General features: G+C 29.2%; 12 protein-coding genes. 9 read left to right on the top strand and 3 right to left on the bottom strand.

Features of this window, described 5'->3' with window-relative positions:
* Nucleotides 1-4: 4 nt before the first annotated feature.
* The 4 genes from mip (at nucleotide 5) to ACSH4Z_RS01940 (ending at nucleotide 5,225) form a co-directional block, all read left to right on the top strand.
* Nucleotides 5-2,800, top strand: a complete 2,796-nt coding sequence (gene mip / locus ACSH4Z_RS01955; RefSeq protein ID WP_438340315.1) for an Ig-specific serine endopeptidase MIP — start codon at nucleotides 5-7, stop codon at nucleotides 2,798-2,800.
* 578 nt (nucleotides 2,801-3,378) lie between these two features.
* Nucleotides 3,379-4,188: a putative cysteine peptidase gene (locus ACSH4Z_RS01950; RefSeq protein WP_438340314.1), complete on the top strand. Its 810-nt coding sequence runs from the start codon at nucleotides 3,379-3,381 to the stop codon at nucleotides 4,186-4,188.
* Nucleotides 4,189-4,233: 45 nt separating this feature from the next.
* Entirely contained in the window at nucleotides 4,234-4,389 is a 156-nt protein-coding gene (locus ACSH4Z_RS01945) for a hypothetical protein (RefSeq protein WP_438340313.1), read from the top strand.
* A complete protein-coding gene (locus ACSH4Z_RS01940; RefSeq protein WP_438340312.1) occupies nucleotides 4,389-5,225 on the top strand; it encodes a hypothetical protein in 837 nt (278 codons plus the stop codon). The genes ACSH4Z_RS01945 and ACSH4Z_RS01940 overlap by 1 nt, the downstream gene beginning before the upstream one ends.
* Nucleotides 5,226-5,397: 172 nt before the next feature.
* Here the strand turns inward: ACSH4Z_RS01940 and ACSH4Z_RS01935 are convergent, their stop codons facing one another.
* Together ACSH4Z_RS01935 and ACSH4Z_RS01930 are read right to left on the bottom strand one after the other, a co-directional pair.
* Complete coding sequence (locus tag ACSH4Z_RS01935) at nucleotides 5,398-6,768, bottom strand: APC family permease (protein WP_438340311.1); 1,371 nt, start codon at nucleotides 6,766-6,768, stop codon at nucleotides 5,398-5,400.
* A gap of 438 nt (nucleotides 6,769-7,206) precedes the next feature.
* Complete coding sequence (locus ACSH4Z_RS01930; protein WP_438340310.1) at nucleotides 7,207-7,524, bottom strand: hypothetical protein; 318 nt, start codon at nucleotides 7,522-7,524, stop codon at nucleotides 7,207-7,209.
* A 158-nt stretch (nucleotides 7,525-7,682) separates the two neighbouring features.
* Between ACSH4Z_RS01930 and ACSH4Z_RS01925 the strand changes: the two genes are divergently transcribed.
* Entirely contained in the window at nucleotides 7,683-7,874 is a 192-nt protein-coding gene (locus ACSH4Z_RS01925; RefSeq protein WP_438340309.1) for a hypothetical protein, read from the top strand.
* Nucleotides 7,875-8,409: 535 nt separating this feature from the next.
* Here ACSH4Z_RS01925 and ACSH4Z_RS01920 read toward each other — a convergent pair.
* Nucleotides 8,410-8,838: a hypothetical protein gene (locus ACSH4Z_RS01920; protein WP_438340308.1), complete on the bottom strand. Its 429-nt coding sequence runs from the start codon at nucleotides 8,836-8,838 to the stop codon at nucleotides 8,410-8,412.
* A 342-nt stretch (nucleotides 8,839-9,180) separates the two neighbouring features.
* Here ACSH4Z_RS01920 and rplJ point away from each other — a divergent pair, with 342 nt between their 5' ends.
* The 4 genes from rplJ to ACSH4Z_RS01900 all read left to right on the top strand — a co-directional run bounded on the left by rplJ (nucleotide 9,181) and on the right by ACSH4Z_RS01900 (nucleotide 18,286).
* Nucleotides 9,181-9,672: a 50S ribosomal protein L10 gene (rplJ, locus tag ACSH4Z_RS01915; protein ID WP_438340307.1), complete on the top strand. Its 492-nt coding sequence runs from the start codon at nucleotides 9,181-9,183 to the stop codon at nucleotides 9,670-9,672.
* 44 nt (nucleotides 9,673-9,716) lie between these two features.
* The gene (rplL, locus tag ACSH4Z_RS01910) at nucleotides 9,717-10,088 is read left to right on the top strand and encodes a 50S ribosomal protein L7/L12 (RefSeq protein ID WP_438340306.1); all 372 of its coding nucleotides are present in this window, start codon (nucleotides 9,717-9,719) and stop codon (nucleotides 10,086-10,088) included.
* A gap of 144 nt (nucleotides 10,089-10,232) precedes the next feature.
* Nucleotides 10,233-13,826, top strand: coding sequence for a DNA-directed RNA polymerase subunit beta (rpoB, locus tag ACSH4Z_RS01905; protein WP_438340305.1), 3,594 nt, complete (start codon nucleotides 10,233-10,235; stop codon nucleotides 13,824-13,826).
* Complete coding sequence (locus ACSH4Z_RS01900) at nucleotides 13,826-18,286, top strand: DNA-directed RNA polymerase subunit beta' (protein ID WP_438340304.1); 4,461 nt, start codon at nucleotides 13,826-13,828, stop codon at nucleotides 18,284-18,286. Before rpoB ends, ACSH4Z_RS01900 begins: the two co-directional genes overlap by 1 nt.
* Nucleotides 18,287-18,337 lie beyond the last annotated feature (51 nt).

The raw sequence follows: 18,337 nt of genomic DNA, 5'->3' as shown, positions 1-18,337 counted from the left end.
AATTATGAAATTAACAAAAAGAAACAAGGCAATTATTACTTCGTTTTTTGGAATGCCGTTACTTTTTTCTCCAACATTTGCATTGATATCATGTCAGGATGACATAACATCACTAAAAGACAACATTAAAAAACAATTAACCGAATTAGAGACATCTTTAAGAGAATTAAAAGATACCCGCAGTGATGCTAAACAATCGAGCGCTTATGCTGAAGGGATAAAAGTTCAAAAAGAAATTAATGATATTCTAACTAATGAAAGCAGTGGCGTATTTGATTTGCGTAAGGCTAAAAATAAGGCAGATCAAGCCATTAATGCCATAAAAAGCGAAATTGCAAATATTAAGGAAAACATTAAGAAAAATCAGTCTAGTGAGACACCGGACACAAGCATAAAATATTCGGATAATGAATTTAATGATGATTTTAACAAATTAATTGTTAATGCAAATATTGAAGATAATTTTGAACTTATTTTTAACAACTTTTTAACAGGCAATACCAAGTCACAGCTATTTGCTAGTGAGCTACAAAAGAATGTTTCCAATATAAAAATTAATTTTAAGGATGTAAATCTAAATAATAAAATCAACATATCAATTGAAGGTATTATTTTAGAAGATGACGCTAATACTACCGGAAAAGCTAAATTTAATGTTGTTTTTAAAAATAAAGCAACATTAACAAGAAAAAATCATATATTTGAATTATCAGGTTTAAAAACTTCACCATTTAATAGTGATTCAAATGGTGATAAACCGAATAACAAAATTGATTCAAATCTAGAAGATAATGAAGTTTCAAAATATATTGGTTTAAGCCAAACAGAGCGTTTTAAATATGATAATGATAAATACGTCGGTTCGCTAAAGCAATATTTAGCTTTTTCTGCCGGTATTGATGATTGAACTAAATTAAGAGAAAATACTAAGGCAACTAGTGAACAAATTAAAAAATATGATGAAAAAGCAAAAACGTTAGGTCAAGATTCTTATGAAAATGCCGCATATAAAGGTTTTAGCTTGCCTTCATATAAAGCAAATGGTGAAGTCGATGGAATTGAACTATTTGAGTCTTCAGAATTAGGAAAACAACCTTCATGAGTTGATACACTAGGTAAAAATGATCCCTTTAAAACTAATGGCTTAGCAAGAAAAATTGTTAATCAAAAATATCTTGATATAGCCAAACAGACTTTTACAATTGCTTTAACAAGAGTTAATGATTTTAAAGATGAAATAGCAAAAATTAATTTAGCTATTAAACATTGGGAAGATCCTAATAATGAATCAGAATTTAGAAAATTAATTGACAAAAAGGTTGCTGAATTAAAAGAACAAAAAGAAGCTCTAAAAAAAGAATTAGATGACAAAATTGCTAAGAACACTGATGTTCATTTAACTGAAAGTCTTCAAAAAGAAAAAGAAACTGAACTAAAAAAATATGATGACGCTATTGCAGAATATCAAAAAAGAACTCGTAAAATCGAAATTCAAAAGCAACAAGCAGCTATTCTTGATTTAGAACTAAAAGCAAAATCAAAAAAACATGTAATTGGCGAAAATGGAACCACTTGAATTCTTGATTACCAACTTGATAGTAATGGTTATCCAACAAAATGATATTTAGGAACTAATTCTCACGTTGCAAGGGCATTAACTGATAATTTGACAAGTTTTTCAATAGCTAAGATTGACAATAAATTGCAGGTTGGGCAAAGTTTGCGTATTTCTGAATTAGATGATAATATTACTCGCTTTTCGTTTGAAAACCCTAGCGCAATTAGAAAGGTTTTTGATGGAACTGACTATTTAAAATCTCATCCATCTGATTTCTTATCTGAGCGTCAAAAGAAAAAATATGCTGATGTGGAAGAATTTGTTGATTTTGCTGTTTTAGAAATTGATTTTACTAAGATTAATAAATATTATGCAACTTCAAATGACCAAAATGTAACTAAAAGATATCCACAATTCGGTAGCAAAGATTTTGCACGAAATCTAGCAAAAGAAATTACTAATGATTATGCTAATCACGCTGATAAACAAGTTAAATTTAAACAAAAATCATACTTAAACGATTATTCAAAAATTGATTTTCCTCTAAAATCTAAATTACCTCAAGATATAGATTTCTTGTATGCTGTAGGGTGACCTTCATCACGTGAAGATTATTATTTGAAGAAATATATTGATGATGATCAAACTAAAAGAAAAAACAATAGTTTTAGCTTGTGAATTAATAGCGAATATGAATATTATGATGCAAAAATAACTAATGGCGAAGATGGTACACCTTCTTCATATTCAAAAGAAAAACTTGATCGAGGAAGTTTTCTTTCTTACCAAATTGGTTATCGTTCGTTTATTGATAAACCCGGTGTTTTAGATACATTTATAGCGGCTCCAAAAATTGGCGAAGATTTTTACTATGTTAATGGTAAAAGATATGTAAATATGGGCTTAGCTTATATTCCACGTAGATATGCACCGATTGGTGGTTCTTCTGGAACTTCTATTCGAAATCAAAATAATGAGCTAGTTTCAATATTTTATGCATCAAATACTTTGGCACGTGTCGGCCTATCGGTTGCTTTTAGATCTGAAGGTTATAACTATGATGGTTTATATGGAAAATATAATCTTCCAGAATATGATCTAATTTATGGCGGTGGTAAAGAACAAAAAAATTCATATCGTGAAGCGCTAAAAGAAATCTATTCAGCCTCGGATTTTAAAACCAACCTATTTAAAAACGGATTGAGTGAAATACCTTCTGAATTTAAATTTAATAATAATTAAGAATTAAGCAAGAATTATTTCTTGCTTTTTATTTTCCTTTTGATTTTTCCAGTTTTATTATACAAAAATAACAAATCTACCTAAATTTGAGGTATATTTGTTATTTTTTAACTATCTTTTAACATCGTTTTTAATATCATCATAAATTTAACAAATGTCTTTTTTGTATTAGAATCCTCTTTTTTGTATTTCATAATTTCTTTTTTGGCGAATTTATATCAACCCTCTTTCCAGGCTTTGAAAAAATATCGACCAAATTAGATTCTTTTGACATGACTATATTAAATTAAAATGTTGTTAAAAAAATAAGAAAATAAAAACAACCTATACTATAAATAGTATAAACAGATTATTTGGTTTGAAATTCTGTATTTTTTATGCCAAAACTGGGAAATACAAAAAAATAAATATGAAAATATATGTGTATTTTAAATATAAATTTAACACTATTTCTTAAAAATAATACAATAAAGATATGAAGAAACAAAAAAGGAGAATATGTGAAAAATAAATTATTTAGCGTTTTTTAGCTACGATAGCTAGCATTATGCCATTTACAATGGTTTTCATTAAAAATAATGCCATATGAGGATACAAAATATATTGAGGAAAAGAAAGAAAGACAATATAAAGAAAAATTATCTTCATACTGTTTATATGATTTTATAAAATTAACCGGAAGAAAAGACACAAAAGTAAAATTTGTAAGTAGAAATTATCTAGATCCGGAAACAAATAAATATTCATATATAGTAGGATATGAGAAAGGTGGTTTTTCAGTATTTGATCAAGAAAAAGAAAAAATAATAGAGGTTAATCCAAATTGGAGCATATCTAATTTAAGTTCAGAAATCATGTCTAATGATAATTTGGTATATTACAGAGAAACCATCGGAGATATATCAATATTAAATAAAAATGATCGAGATAAATTAATGATAGGGGATCATAGAAGACCAAAAAAGAAGACTAATAACGAGAGCATAAACAAAGATTGAAAAAATAAAAAAGATAGCAAAAAGAGTAAAGTAAATTTCAATAATTTCAAATACCTTAATTTATTAGAACTGCAAAATGCAAAAAAATCGGAATATTCTAATCTTGGAATAAGAGATGAGTTGAATGGCTTTTTATATGCCGATAACGAAATAAATCATTCTTGAATTTTTAAAACAGAACCAAGAAAAACATTTGGAGAAAACGACACTTTTAATTATATATATGAAGAATGAGGAGGAATATGTGCATATATTACTGTGAATCAAATGATGCTATACAATCATTATTTTTTAGGTTCTAATTATATGACGATAACAGAAAGCGATAAATATATAAACAAAAAAGAAGACTTTCATATTGATATAACTACATTAGGACCAGAAGAATAAAGTTCAAGACATAGAAAATCTCCATCAATAAAACTAAAAGAAGCAATGGAAAGTTATTTACCAGAAATTAAGAAACAATATCTATACGAAAATAAGTTTTCACCTGAATTGAAAAATATTTATATGATAGATATGTTAAAAAAACATGTAACTGGTGATGAAATGACAGAGTCACTTAAATTATGAGGATTTATAAAATAATGAAAAAAAATAAATGAATAAAAATAATAACTATCGTTCCATTTTTAAGTACTGTTTTATTATCTACAAGCTGTATAATTCACAAAAATGAGGATAATGAACAACATGAAGACATTATAAAACCAGGTGGGATTTATAAAGCTGAATACTCTCATAATCCGCTTTTATATTCAAAACTTCGCAATAAAGATAAAGGCGAGGTAATTAAAAGACCTTTTAGAAAAATAACTTTTAAAACAGAAAATAAATATCAAGAATTAATAGATTTTGTTAATGAAAATAAAGTTAAAAACTATTATATGCTTGCTATAAATGTGAAATTGGAAAATAATGACACGACCAATAAAAAAGGATACGAAAAAGAATTCAAAATTTGGCTTACAAAAGCTAAAGAAATTACATTTTTGTACTTTCCTCATTCTGTAAAATTGCTAATTCCAGATCAATTTAATAATACAAGTGATTATTTTACATCTCCTCTCAAAAAAAATGAAGAATTTATAATACCGATATCAAATTTAAGAACTATCAATGATGAAATGAAATTTAGAAATCCATTATATTTCGATACATGACAACCAGGAGAAGGAAAATGGTCCCTTTTAAAGATTTTAAGAAAAAATAAAATTAAGTATAGTGCAGATAAAACTTTGGATGTTATTGATGGATTCACAATATGAGTTAATCATTATCATGAAGAGGCCGAAGCATCTATTGTTTTTGAAAGATATTATCCTGAAATGGATAATAAAAGCGATGACGAATATATAAAAAAATACGAAATCGATGTAAAAAAATTAACTCATAAGAATAAACTTTTTACACTTGATTATTAATATTAAACCCAGCTGCAGTTCTGGGTTATATTTTTTATTTTGTTAATTCTTATTCAAATTGCAACATTTTTATAGTTTAAAAATGTTTATTAAACTTATGATTTTAAATTTATTTTTTAAGACCTAAAAATTCAAACCAGTAATCAGGAAAATTAGCAAATTGATAATATAGCTATATTTTGAGCTCATAAGTTTTTGAAATATTTTTCTTTTTACGTCGTTTTACTGCTGAATATATTCCTCAAATGACAAAGCCAATCAACATTACACCTAGATAACTAGGCGCTAAAAATATAGTTCCTTTTGTGTATTCATCACCTACAATCGGAGGAATAAAATTAACTACTAATATAAAAATTATTAAAATAATAGACAAAATAAATATTGTAGTTTCTCATCAAGTAAGCCTAAATGTTCTATGTTTGAATGCGATAACTAAAATCGAAATTATTACTAAAAGATACTGCATTAAGAAAACCACGTTACCAGCATTAAGGATAAAACTAAATTGATCTTTTATGCCTAATGCATATGGTATTGCTGTAAAAATAATCATTGATATAACACTAAAACCTGTTGCAAATAATAATGCGTTTCTATATTCGCCATGTTTGTTTTTCTTGCCTAGTTTTGAAGGTAGGAATCCATCATGAGCTAAAGGAGCAACAATTCTTGAATAGTATATGTTTGCCGAAAGAGTACTTGAAATTCTATTGAATAGTGTACCTATCATAAAAATTATAAGTCCAGCCAAACCTCATAACGATTGAAAGAATTTTGAAAATGAAGTGGATTCACCAATAAATCCTTTTTGCAGTCCTAACAGTAAGAGATATAAAGTAAAGTAAATTGCAAGTACAGCAGCAAAAATTAGTAATAATATCTTTTTAAAGCGTTTTGTTTCTACATTAGCGCTTATTCCTGCAAGACCTTCTGCACCACCAAATGCATAAATAAAATTCAATACATTTATAGTAATTATTGAGACTGAAACTTTGCTATTTGTCAAGATGTTATTAGCAAAATCAAGTGAACTAAAGGATAAATAAATACCTAAAGATACACCTAATATTATCGTTATTCATTTTACTGATGCAGAAAATAAAATAAATCATTTAGATGTCTTTATTCCAAACGTTGCAATTAATGTCAAAGAAAGAAAGAATACAAGAGAAACAATTTGATAGATTAATTGATGTGATTTATCAAATTCTGATAGCAATGTTGAAAAAAATAAAATGGTCGTGGCTGAAAAAAGCGGTATCTGTGAGAATTGATTCCAGCCATTAAAAAAGACTCAAAATTTATTTGCTGAAGCCTTTTTGGCATAAACATATGAACCGCCGGCCTCATTACCAAATGCTTGAGCTCCACGCGCAAATGCTAAAATAACACTAAAACTGATGAATGATGTTAGTGCAAAAACTAACATACCTCATATACCTTGAGCAATTATTCCTGTGATTGTTGTTATAAAACCAAAACCAACTATAAAATTAATACCATATAAGAAAAAACTTTTTTCACTAAATTTATTTTTCATTTTAAATACCTAATGCACCTAATTATATACATTATTTGTTAAATATAAAACGAAAAAGTGCATCTTCACTAAATTTTATTAGAATAATTTTATGTAAAAAAAATGCAAAAGCATTCCTAAAAAAACGCGAATTTTTAATTAAAATCAATAACAAAATAATCAATTTGCATTGATTTTTAATATCTAAGGATTTGAGAGTTGCATATATCTAATTGCTTTTTGTTTGCGTGGATACTAATCTAACATACAATTTCGTTCATTAAACTTTTAATTATTTTGAAAGAAATTTTGAGCTGCATTAACCGACATCAGAAATGGAAATTGCTTAATATTATGCCGAATAACGTTATTAATTTTGTCCATCATGGATCAGGTTTCATCATTGCTGTATCAGTCAAATAATTTTTTTTAGAATATAAGTTTATGTATATTCTCAACCTAACCCTTTTGAGATGATGCAAATGCATTTGTGTGAAAAATTTGTTTGATACTCTTTATCTTGTCCAACATATAGTTTTCAGATCTGTTATCTATTAATAAAGTGTTAATCTTAAAGTTAAATCTAGCAGCCAATTTTTCGATAGCTCTTTTTATTGCTCTAGCATTGAGTCTTGATATGATTGCATAAGATTTTTTTGTTAAGCGATTTATCAAAGTTAATATGACTTTCTTTGATTTTATATTTTTATAGATTATATCCATTTCATAGTCATTCAAAGTTAATCAATCATTAATTTCTTTAGGTTGTTCATGCATTATTTTGCCAGCAGTTTTTTCTTAGGTTTATGGCACTTAGATTTTGACCTAAATGACTTCCTATAGACTTATGAAGTAAGTAAAATATCATATGGGATAATAAAACTCATTTCTTTTTTGAATTTGTATAGTGTTGAGGATGCGTAATAAAAGCATCTTTGTTAGATATTTTTTTAAATAAAGAGTTGAAAAATGAGTTTTATTCTTGATCTAGACAAAATCGAAGAAGATGAAAATTTGATGGTTACTTTGTTTATGAAACATCAAGAAAAGATCTTAAACTTGAAGAAATTGTTTTAGTTTATCGCAAACAATATCAAATTGAAGAAAACCTCAAAACATTGAAATAATCACTAAAAACCTGACCGATATTTATCCGAACTGAAAAACATATTCGAGGGCATTTTTTACTAAATTTCATTACATTAATTGTTTTATTTTAAAATATTTGAAATTAATGAATTCTATTATCAACAAGGTTTTATTGAAAAATAACCAATACTAAGTTAATTGATTTTTTTAAAAAGACTGTAATAAGTTAACTAAGTTAAGAAACGCGAAAATAATTGAAGAAAGATTTATTAACCCCGCTATTAATAAGAGCAATGAAGAAACTATAATGAAATTTTAGAAATTGTAAAAAATTGTATATAAAAAAACAAAAAGTGTGTTTTGCTTGAAAATAATGGTCAATTTTACACTTTTTATTTTTTGCTCAAAAACTTAAGAAAATCTGAAAAATGAAAAAATGAAATTTTTTCACATTTGAGTTTTCCATTTTTTCCCTTAATACTTTGTGTATTAAGGTTTATTTTAATTTTTGTTTTATTCTAGATTTGCATCATTACCACTAACATGTATTACTTCTCTAATAATAGTGGCCTCTTATTGAGTGTTGATTTGCGGATTTTGTATTGTTTGATTGTTTTTTTGTAACAATCGTCCACATATACTACAATATTTTCCATTATTTATATAAATTTTTGCTTTATTAAAATTTGTTTGTTCAGTCATAGCAATAATTAAACCTATTAATCCTAAAAGTGGAAGAAATAACCCGATTATCATTAATATTCTAGCTGCTGATAAACGTGTTTTAACCATAGCTATAAAATAAAATACTAAACCTATAATATTTAATATCAACGCTGTTCCCAAAGGAAAAAAAGGTAAAATATCAAATATTTTTTCATTAGAATTAGATTTTATGTTAACCAAAGCTAAAAGCAAAAACATAACTAACGATATTGTTAAAAAAAGTGCACCTAAAATAGATATTATAAAAGATGCAATTGCTGCATTTTTACCTGTCATAATAAAATCCTTGTATTTTGTAAAAAAGTTTCCATTCCAATTTTTTTGTTTGCTACAAATAGATTGAAAAAATGGAAGAGTCAAACATCAAAAAATGCTTGAATTTTGTTTTGACTCCTATTTAAATAATCAAAAATAGAAAATGAGTCAAAATATATCGTATACTATAAAACACATTAAATAATGGAAAATTATGATAATGATATTAAATTTTTATTTTTTCTATGGTATAATGCTTTTGCAATATATGAAGACAGTAACGGCAAACGCTTAAGCTTAATAAGTTACCGAGTATGCTTGACTATTGATATTGCAAAAACATAATTTAAAATAGGAGGAGAAATGAGCGCATTAAGGGATGCTAAGGTCTTAGTGGTTGATGAAATTTCTAAAAACCTAAATCAGTCTAAGGCTTTATATGTTGCTATGTATAAAACTTTAGATGTTAGTTCGTTGCAAGCAATTCGTAGAGAATTGGCTAAGTATGGCGTTTTAATAAAAGTTTATAAAAATCGTTTAGTTAAACAAGCCTTATTATCGACAGAACACAAAACATTAAATGATTATCTTGTTGGCCAAAATATATTTATTTTTGCTAATGAAGATGACTTAATCACACTAAAAGCATTAGCTAAATTCAAAAAAGAATACCCTGCCTTACAATTGGTCGCTGGTATTTATGAAAACAAAGTTGTTGATGCAAAAAATCTTGAAGAAATTTCAAAACTTCCTTCATATGAAGAATCACTTATGATTCTTGGAAACTCATTGCTTGCACCAATTAGAAATCTTGCAATTGGTCTAAACGAGTTAGTTAAACAAAAGGAAATGTAAAACTTAATAATCAAAATATAAAATAAAATTTTAAGGAGAAAAATATGGCTAAATTAACAAAAGAAGAATTCGTTTCTGCATTGAAAGAAATGAATATTAAAGAAGTTATGGAACTTGTAGAAGGACTAAAAGAAGAATTTGGAATTGATCCTAGTGCTGTTGTTGCTGCCGCTGCTCCAGCTTCTGCTGAAGTTGTTGAAGAAAAAACAACATTTAATGTTACATTAAAATCAGACGGTGGAAATAAACTTGCTGTTATTAAGGCAGTTAAGGATTTACTAGGTTTAGGTTTAATGGATGCTAAGAAATTGGTTGAGTCAGCACCTGCCTTATTAAAAGAAAATGTTAAGAAGGAAGAAGCAGAAGAATTAAAGGCTAAATTAGCTGAAGTTAAGGCTGAAGTAGTTTTAGACTAATAAAGATAACATAAAAAACTGGCTTAAAAAGCCGTTTTTGTGTTTTTTATATAATATAAATAATGCGCATAAATGCGTATGTGTAAACTGTTGTAAATACTTTGAGTATATTTTAGTAAATTTAAACAAAAAATGAGGTTAGATATGAACAAAAAACCAGAATATGTTTTAAGAAAATTTGGACCGGTTACCGAACGTAGAGATTATTCAATTAGTCAAAAGAAATTCGATACTCCTGATTTCTTAAAAATGCAAAGAGACTCTGTTGAACAATTTTTAACCAAAGGTGTTGAAGAGGAATTGAGAAACATATATCCAATTGAATCACGCGGAAAAGTAAGGATTGAGTATATTGAAAATTCTGCTACTTTTGAATATCCTAATAAAACTGAATTTGAGTGTATTAAAGAGGCAAAACAAAAAGGTTCTTCATATCAAGGTAAGTTAAAGGCTAAATTAAAGCAAGTTAATGAAGAAACAGGTGAAGTTACACCTGCTGAAGTTGTTTTTGCTGAAATTCCTATTATGACATATGGAGGCTCATTTGTCATTAATGGTTCAGAAAAGGTTATTGTCTCTCAATTAATTCGTTCAACTGGTGCTTACTTTGGAGTTAATGTAAGAAATAAACAGGCTAATGACTTGTTTAATAAAGTTGAAATTATTCCTCAAGTCGGTTCATGAGTTGAAATATACCACAAAACTACTTCATCTAACCCGGACACCGTTAAGGTGCATATCGATAAAAATAAATCATTCCTATTATCTACCTTTTTGAAAGCACTTGGTTTTACTGAAAAAGGTATTAAGAAAATGTTTGGTGATATTCCAGAATTAAATGAAACTTTACGAAAAGATAAAACATTAGGTAATACTGATGAGGAAATTACAAGGGATGCCCAGGAAACAATATATCGCTTAATTAGAAAGGGTGATAGAATGACCGCCGAATCGGCCCGTAATTTAATTCCATCAACTATTTTTAATGAAAAAAGATACAGTTTAACTGAAACTGGTCGTTTTACTTTGAACCGTAAGTTAAATATCGCCGAAAGATTAGTAAACACCTATTTAGCTGAGCATATCATTAATATGGATGGCGAAGTTAAGTATGAAAAAGGTTTGTTAATTACTTGAGAAATAGCAAGAAAGATTGCGGAGGAATTTAGATTAGGCATTCTTCCTTTGTGAAAATTACCTGATGTTGATCCTTCAGTATATGGTAATCAATTGGATATGCCTGGAAATGAAAAACTTGCTTTGCGTTTATCTGTTCCGAGGGTATGAGTTTATCCGACAGAAAATGACATGATAAATGACATTAATAAAGTTCAAGTGCTAGGTAATGATCCTAATTCAACTGAAAACTTTTTACTAATTCCTGATTTAATTGCAACAATATCATACTATTTTAATTTATTGTTTAATATTGGTGTTGATGACGATCCTGACTCATTAGTAAATAAAAGAATTGTTACTATTGGTGAGCTTTTGCAAAATCAATTTAGAATTGGTCTAATTAAATTAGAAAAAAATACTCGTGAAAGAATTTCAACCAAGGAAACATCAAAGATTACGCCAAAGAATGTAACAAATAATAAACCAATATTTAACCAGTTTAAATCATTTTTCAATACATCAAAACTTTCACAATTTATGGACCAATGTAATCCGCTAGCCGAAATTTCGAACAAACGTCGTATTACCTCGCTGGGGCCAAGAGGTCTAAACCGTGATACCGCCCAATTTGAGGTTCGTGATGTTCACCCTACCCATTATGGAAGAATTTGCCCAATCGAAACTCCTGAAGGGCCGAATATTGGACTTATTCTTAATCTTGCATCATTCGCAGACATTGATAAATACGGATTTATTAAATCACCATATTTTAAGGTTGAAAACAAAAAGGTAGATTTTTCAAGTCCGCACTATTTAACAGCCATCGAAGAAGCTGGGTATACATTTGCGCAATCAACCGTCAATATTGAAAATGATATAATTGTTGATAAAATGGTAATGGTTCGTCGTGATAATGAATATCTTGAAGTCCCAGCTAATGAAGTTAATTTTGTTGGGGTTTCAAACCGTCAAATGACCTCGATTGCTGCTTCTGCTATTCCTTTTTTAGAAAACGATGACGCTAACCGGGCATTAATGGGTTCTAATATGCAACGTCAAGCTGTACCTGTATTATTCCCTGAAGCTCCATTAGTTGCAACTGGTGTTGAAGCTGATATTGCTAAATATTCCTCAACAAACATTATTGCTAAATATGATGGTGTGGTATCTTATGTTGATGCTAACGTTATTATCATTAAGAGAGATGAAAGTAATAAGAAAGATGAATACCATTTAAGAACTTTCGAGAGATCTAATCAAGGTACCTTAATTCATCAGGTTCCATTAGTTAAGGTAGGTCAAAGTGTTAAAACTGGAGATTTACTGGTTGATGGTCCATCAATGAAAAATGGTGAAATGGCATTAGGCAAGAATGTTTTGGTCGGTTTCACAACATGGCATGGTTTTAATTATGAGGATGCTGTTGTTTTATCAGAAAGACTAGTTAAGGATGATGTCTATACTTCGATTCACATTGAAGAACAAACTATTCAATTTAGACATTCAAAAGCCGGTGAAGATATTTTAACAACTGATATTCCTAATGTTTCAAACCACTCAAAGCGTTTCTTAGATGATAATGGTATCGTTAGAGTTGGTTCTGAAGTTTCTGCAGGTGATATTTTGGTTGGTAGAACATCGCCAAAAGGTGAAGAAAACCCAACTCCTGAGGAAAAACTGATGGGAGCTATCTTTGGACAAAAGACTGCTTCAAAAAAGGATACATCACTAAAAGTTAAACATGGTCATAATGGTACAGTTGTTGCTGTTGATGTTTTAAGTCGTGAATTTGGCGATGTTCTAGAAGACGGTATTGAAAAGATTGTTAAAGTCTCAATTGCCCAAAAGAGAAAAATTAAAGTTGGGGACAAGATGGCAGGTCGTCACGGTAATAAAGGCGTTGTTTCCGTTGTTTTACCAGTTGAGGAAATGCCTTATTTAGAAGATGGTACTCCACTGGATATTGTTCTTAACCCTCAAGGTGTTCCATCACGGATGAATATTGGACAAGTTCTAGAATTGCACCTTGGCTTAGCTGCGCAAAAATTAAATACAAAATTTGTTACTCCAACATTTGATGGAATTACTCATAATCAAATTAAAGAAATTCTTGAAGAAGCAAAAATTAATCCATCAGGTAAATCTGTTGTGTATGATGGTCGCACTGGTGAACCATTTGATCAACCAATATCGGTTGGGATAATGTACTATTTAAAACTATATCATATGGTTGATGATAAAATGCATGCTCGTTCAGTTGGACCATATTCATTAATTACGCAACAACCGCTTGGTGGTAAGTCGCAAAATGGTGGGCAAAGATTTGGGGAAATGGAAACATGAGCCATCGAATCATATGGTGCAGCAAATTTATTACAAGAACTATTAACATATAAGTCAGATAATATTAATGGACGTAATCAGCTTTATAACTCGCTTGCAAGAAAAACAAAGTTGCCAAAGCCAGGTATGCCTGAGTCGTTTAATGTTTTGGCATATGAACTAAGAGGTTTGTGCATCAAACTTGAAACTCATGATGATTCACGAGAAGAAAATGAGCTTGAATATGAAAGAATTGATACTAAATATCAACAAGATTGAGATGGGGGAGCAGAATAATGAAAAACAATGCAAAATTCGATTTATTAGATGAATCAAAAATTAGAAAAATTTCTTTATCATTAGCTACTCCTGAGGATGTTGAATCTTGATCGCATGGGGAAGTTACAAAACCAGAAACTATTAACTATAAATCATATAAACCTGAACGTGGTGGTTTGTTTGATGAAATTATTTTTGGACCAATGATAGATTATCGTTGTCCTACTTGTGGTTATAAATATAAGAAAATAAATGAAGGTTCATATTGTACAAGAACTGATTTGTGCCGTAAAGAAAATGTTCAAATCTTGCCTAAAATAGCACGTAGAAATCATATGGGGCATATTAAGTTAAATAGCCCTGTTGTTCATTTTTGGTTTTTTAAGGTTGACCATTCAATTATTTATAAATTATTAGGTTTAAGAATTTCGAGTCAAAATTCATCTGAAACAGTTAGAAGAGAGGAACTTGAAAATCTTATTTATTATAAAAATCATATTGTTGTAGAAGATGGTGGACTTAAATCATTACCTAAAAACTTAATAATCGAAATCAATGATGCTGCTGTTATATATAAAGAAGCATTGGATGAATTATTAACACGTTTTGATCCAAAAAATCCAGATCATAAAGAAGCTTATGATGAAATTTCAGAAACAATTGAGCAATTGGTTGAAAAAGCTACTTCAAAAATTGGTCAAGAATATGGAATTGACTTTTATGAATTAAATGATATCATCCAACATTACTCAGACGCAAAAATTATGACTGGGGCAAGAGCTATTGAGTATCTATTGAAGAATTTAGATCTAGTCGCTGAAAAAGCTTATGTAACAGAGCAAATTAATCAACTCAATTTACAAGAATCTAAAAATCCCGAAAAGTTTGCAACTACTACTAAACAAAATAGGGAAAAATTATATAAGAGATTGCAAGTTATTAACGCGTTTATTGAATCAAAACAATCGCCAACAAATATGCTAATTTACAATTTACCAGTTATTCCGGCTGATCTTAGACCATTAATTCAATTGGATGGTGGTAGACACTCAACAAGTGATATAAATGAGCTATATCGTAGAGTTATTATTAGAAATAATCGTTTACAAGAATGACAAGAAAAAGATGCTCCTGAACTCGTAACGCAAAACGAATTACGTATGGTTCAAGAAGCCGTCGATGCTTTAATTGATAATCAAAGAAGAACCCCTAACCCTGTTTTATCGAAGGACAATCGTCCATTTAAATCTATTTCAGATGCACTAACAGGTAAAAAAGGACGTTTTAGACAGAATTTACTTGGAAAACGTGTAGACTATTCTGGCCGTTCTGTTATTGTTGTTGGGCCAAATTTAAAGATGCATCAATGTGGTATTCCAAGAGAGATGGCTGCAAAATTATTTGAGCCATGAATTATTGCTCGTTTAATTGATCAACAGGTTGCAACAACTGTTAAAAATGCTAAGAAAATAATTGAAGATCAAAATCCAATTATTTGACCTCATGTCGCTGAAGCAATTAAAGGAAAACTAGTACTTCTTAACCGTGCTCCTACGCTTCACCGTTTGTCTATCCAAGCATTTGAACCGGTTTTAGTTAGAGGAAAGGCTATAAGATTACACCCTTTAGTATGTACCCCTTTTAATGCCGATTTTGATGGTGACCAAATGGCTGTTCATGTGCCTATTTCGGAACAATCATTATTGGAAAGTCGTGAATTGATGCTTGCCAATAAAAATATTCTAGGCCCTAAGGATGGAGAACCTATTATTAATCCTTCACAAGATATGATTTTGGGTTTATATTATTTAACAATTGAACAAAAAGATGCTAAGGGCGAAGGAAGAGTCTTTGATAATTATGATCACATGATAAGGAACCTTGAGGCTAAAAAAGTTTCTTTACATGCAAGGGTAGCATTACCTGCTGAAGAGGTAAAGAACTCCAAAATATTTAATAAAAATACAATTAATCAACAACTTTATGTTATTTCAACAGTTGGTAAATTTATTTTTAATAATGTGTTTCCAAAAGATTTTCCTTTTATCTTTGATAATAAAGTAATAAAGGCAATTAATTTAGAGGAATATAAGAATGAGTTTAATAAAACATATGTAGTTAAAGCTGGTATAAATATTCCTGAATATATTAAGACCTTACCATTGCTAGATGCCTTTAATAAAAAGAATATTGCCAAGATTATTCGTTACATGTTTGATAACTATGTTGCAACAATAAGCATAGCGGAAGTTGCTAGCGTTATTGATAAAATTAATGATTTGCAAGATTCAGATATTGTTTTAGAATTTCTAAAATTAAAAACCTACAAGGGCCAAAATCTTGAAAGAGAACATGCAGATTTATTGACTGAATTTGTTTTAGAAGAAAAACAAAAATTAAATTTAGAAAATGAAGAGAGATACCGCGGACAAATTCATATTCCATTAAGTGCTAAAGAGAAAGCTAAATTGTTAGACAAGGTTTGATTTAAATATACAAATATTGTTGCTTCTATTCTTGACGATATTAAACAACTTGGCTTTGATTATTCAACTACTTCAGGTATTTCTATTTCCTTCTCGGATATTTTAGAAACTGAAAAGAAGAAAGAATATATCGCTGAAGGTGATGAATATATTGCTAAATTAAAAAACTATTACAAATTAGGTTATATAACTGATGATGATAGATACTCGTTAACTATTAAAAAATGAGCTGAAATCAAAGATAAAATCCAACAAGAATTGCAAACAATCATTAAAGAAAATCCACAAAACCCAGTTATCACTATGATTAACTCAGGTGCTCGTGGAAACATTTCGAACTATGTTCAATTAGCTGGTATGCGTGGACTGATGGCTAACAATACAAAAACCACTAAAGCTGATGCTAAAAATGATAGGGTTGTTCGTTCGACCGTTGAAGTTCCCGTTAAGTCATCATTTATCGAGGGCCTAACCGCATTTGAATTCTATTCGTCAACCCATGGTGCTAGAAAAGGTCTTACTGATACTGCACTTAATACTGCTAAATCAGGTTATTTAACAAGAAGATTGGTTGATGTTGCTCAAAATATTGTGGTTAGAGAAGAAAATTGTGGTTCGGAATATGGATTTTTAGCTAGAAATATCATTGATACTAAAACAAAACAAATTATTGTATCTCTAAAAGAAAGAATAATTGGTCGATTTTCAAATAAGCCAATTTATGATAAAGAAGGTAATTTGATTTGTAGTCGAAACATCCTAATTACTAATAAGATAGCACAAAAAATTATTGACGCTGGTATTGAAGAAGTTGAAATTAGATCGATCCTTGGATGTAATACTCGTAATGGTGTATGTAAAATGTGTTTTGGTAAAGACTTAGCAACAAACCGTGTTGTTAATATTGGTGAAGCAGTAGGTATCATAGCTGCTCAATCAATTGGTGAACCTGGTACACAGCTAACTATGCGTACATTCCATACTGGTGGGGTTGCTGGTGTTGAAGATATTACTGGTGGTTTTACTAGATTAATTGAATTAATTGATGCTCATGAACAACCATGAGGTAGACCAGCAACAATTTCGCCATATCAAGGTATTGTAGTTGATATTGAAAAACTTGAAAAATCTGATAACGATTATGTTGTTTATATCGAAATTCTGAATAATAAAAATCAAATTGAAACTAGATCTATTTTAGTTAATACTAATAAGAAATTAAGAGTTTCTATTGGTGATGATGTTAAAGTCGGCCAAAAGCTTTCAGAAGGCCCAATTATTCTAAAAGAGTTATTAGCACTAACTGATGTTAGAACAGTCCAAAATTACTTACTAAAAGAAATTCAAAGAATTTATCGCATTCAAGGTATTGCTATTAGTGATAAATATATTGAAATTATTATTAGACAAATGATGTCTAAAATTGTTATTAGTGATCCCGGAGATTCAAAATTCTTTGCTGGTGCTATTGTTGATATCTTTGATTATCAAGAAGAAAATTCGTTATTATTATCTCAAAACAAAATTCCAGCATATGGAAGTGTTGTTATTAAAGGTGCTAAACAAGTTCCACTGTTGTCTGATTCGTTTTTGGCTGCCGCTTCATATCAAGAAACTTCGAAAATTCTTGTTAATGCTGCCATTTCTTCTAGAACAGATAATTTAAGTGGTCTAAAAGAAAATATTATTGTTGGAAAGAAAATCCCTTCAGGAACTGCATTATATTCATTTGAAGAACATTCTAAATACGATATTAAACCATCGATTAAATACTTTACAAATTTTGATGAAAATGAAGAACAAGACGATATTGAATTAGGCGATGAAAATATGATTGATTTAGATACTTTGACACAAGAATATGATGAAGAAGGTCTTAGTGATAAAGGCTTTGTTAATGACTTTGCTGATGATTTTTATGACAATGAAGATTTTGAGACTGATGATAATGAATCAGAAGAATTTGATGATAATAAAATAGATTACGAATAATTAATTAGAATAAGGACAAGGAATAATTTCCTTGTTTTTTTATTTTGCCGA

The sequence above is a fragment of the Mycoplasma sp. 125 genome (assembly GCF_051549845.1).
Classification (GTDB): Bacteria; Bacillota_I; Bacilli_A; order Mycoplasmatales; family Metamycoplasmataceae; genus Metamycoplasma.
This window is presented reverse-complemented; position numbering and strand designations above follow the sequence as displayed.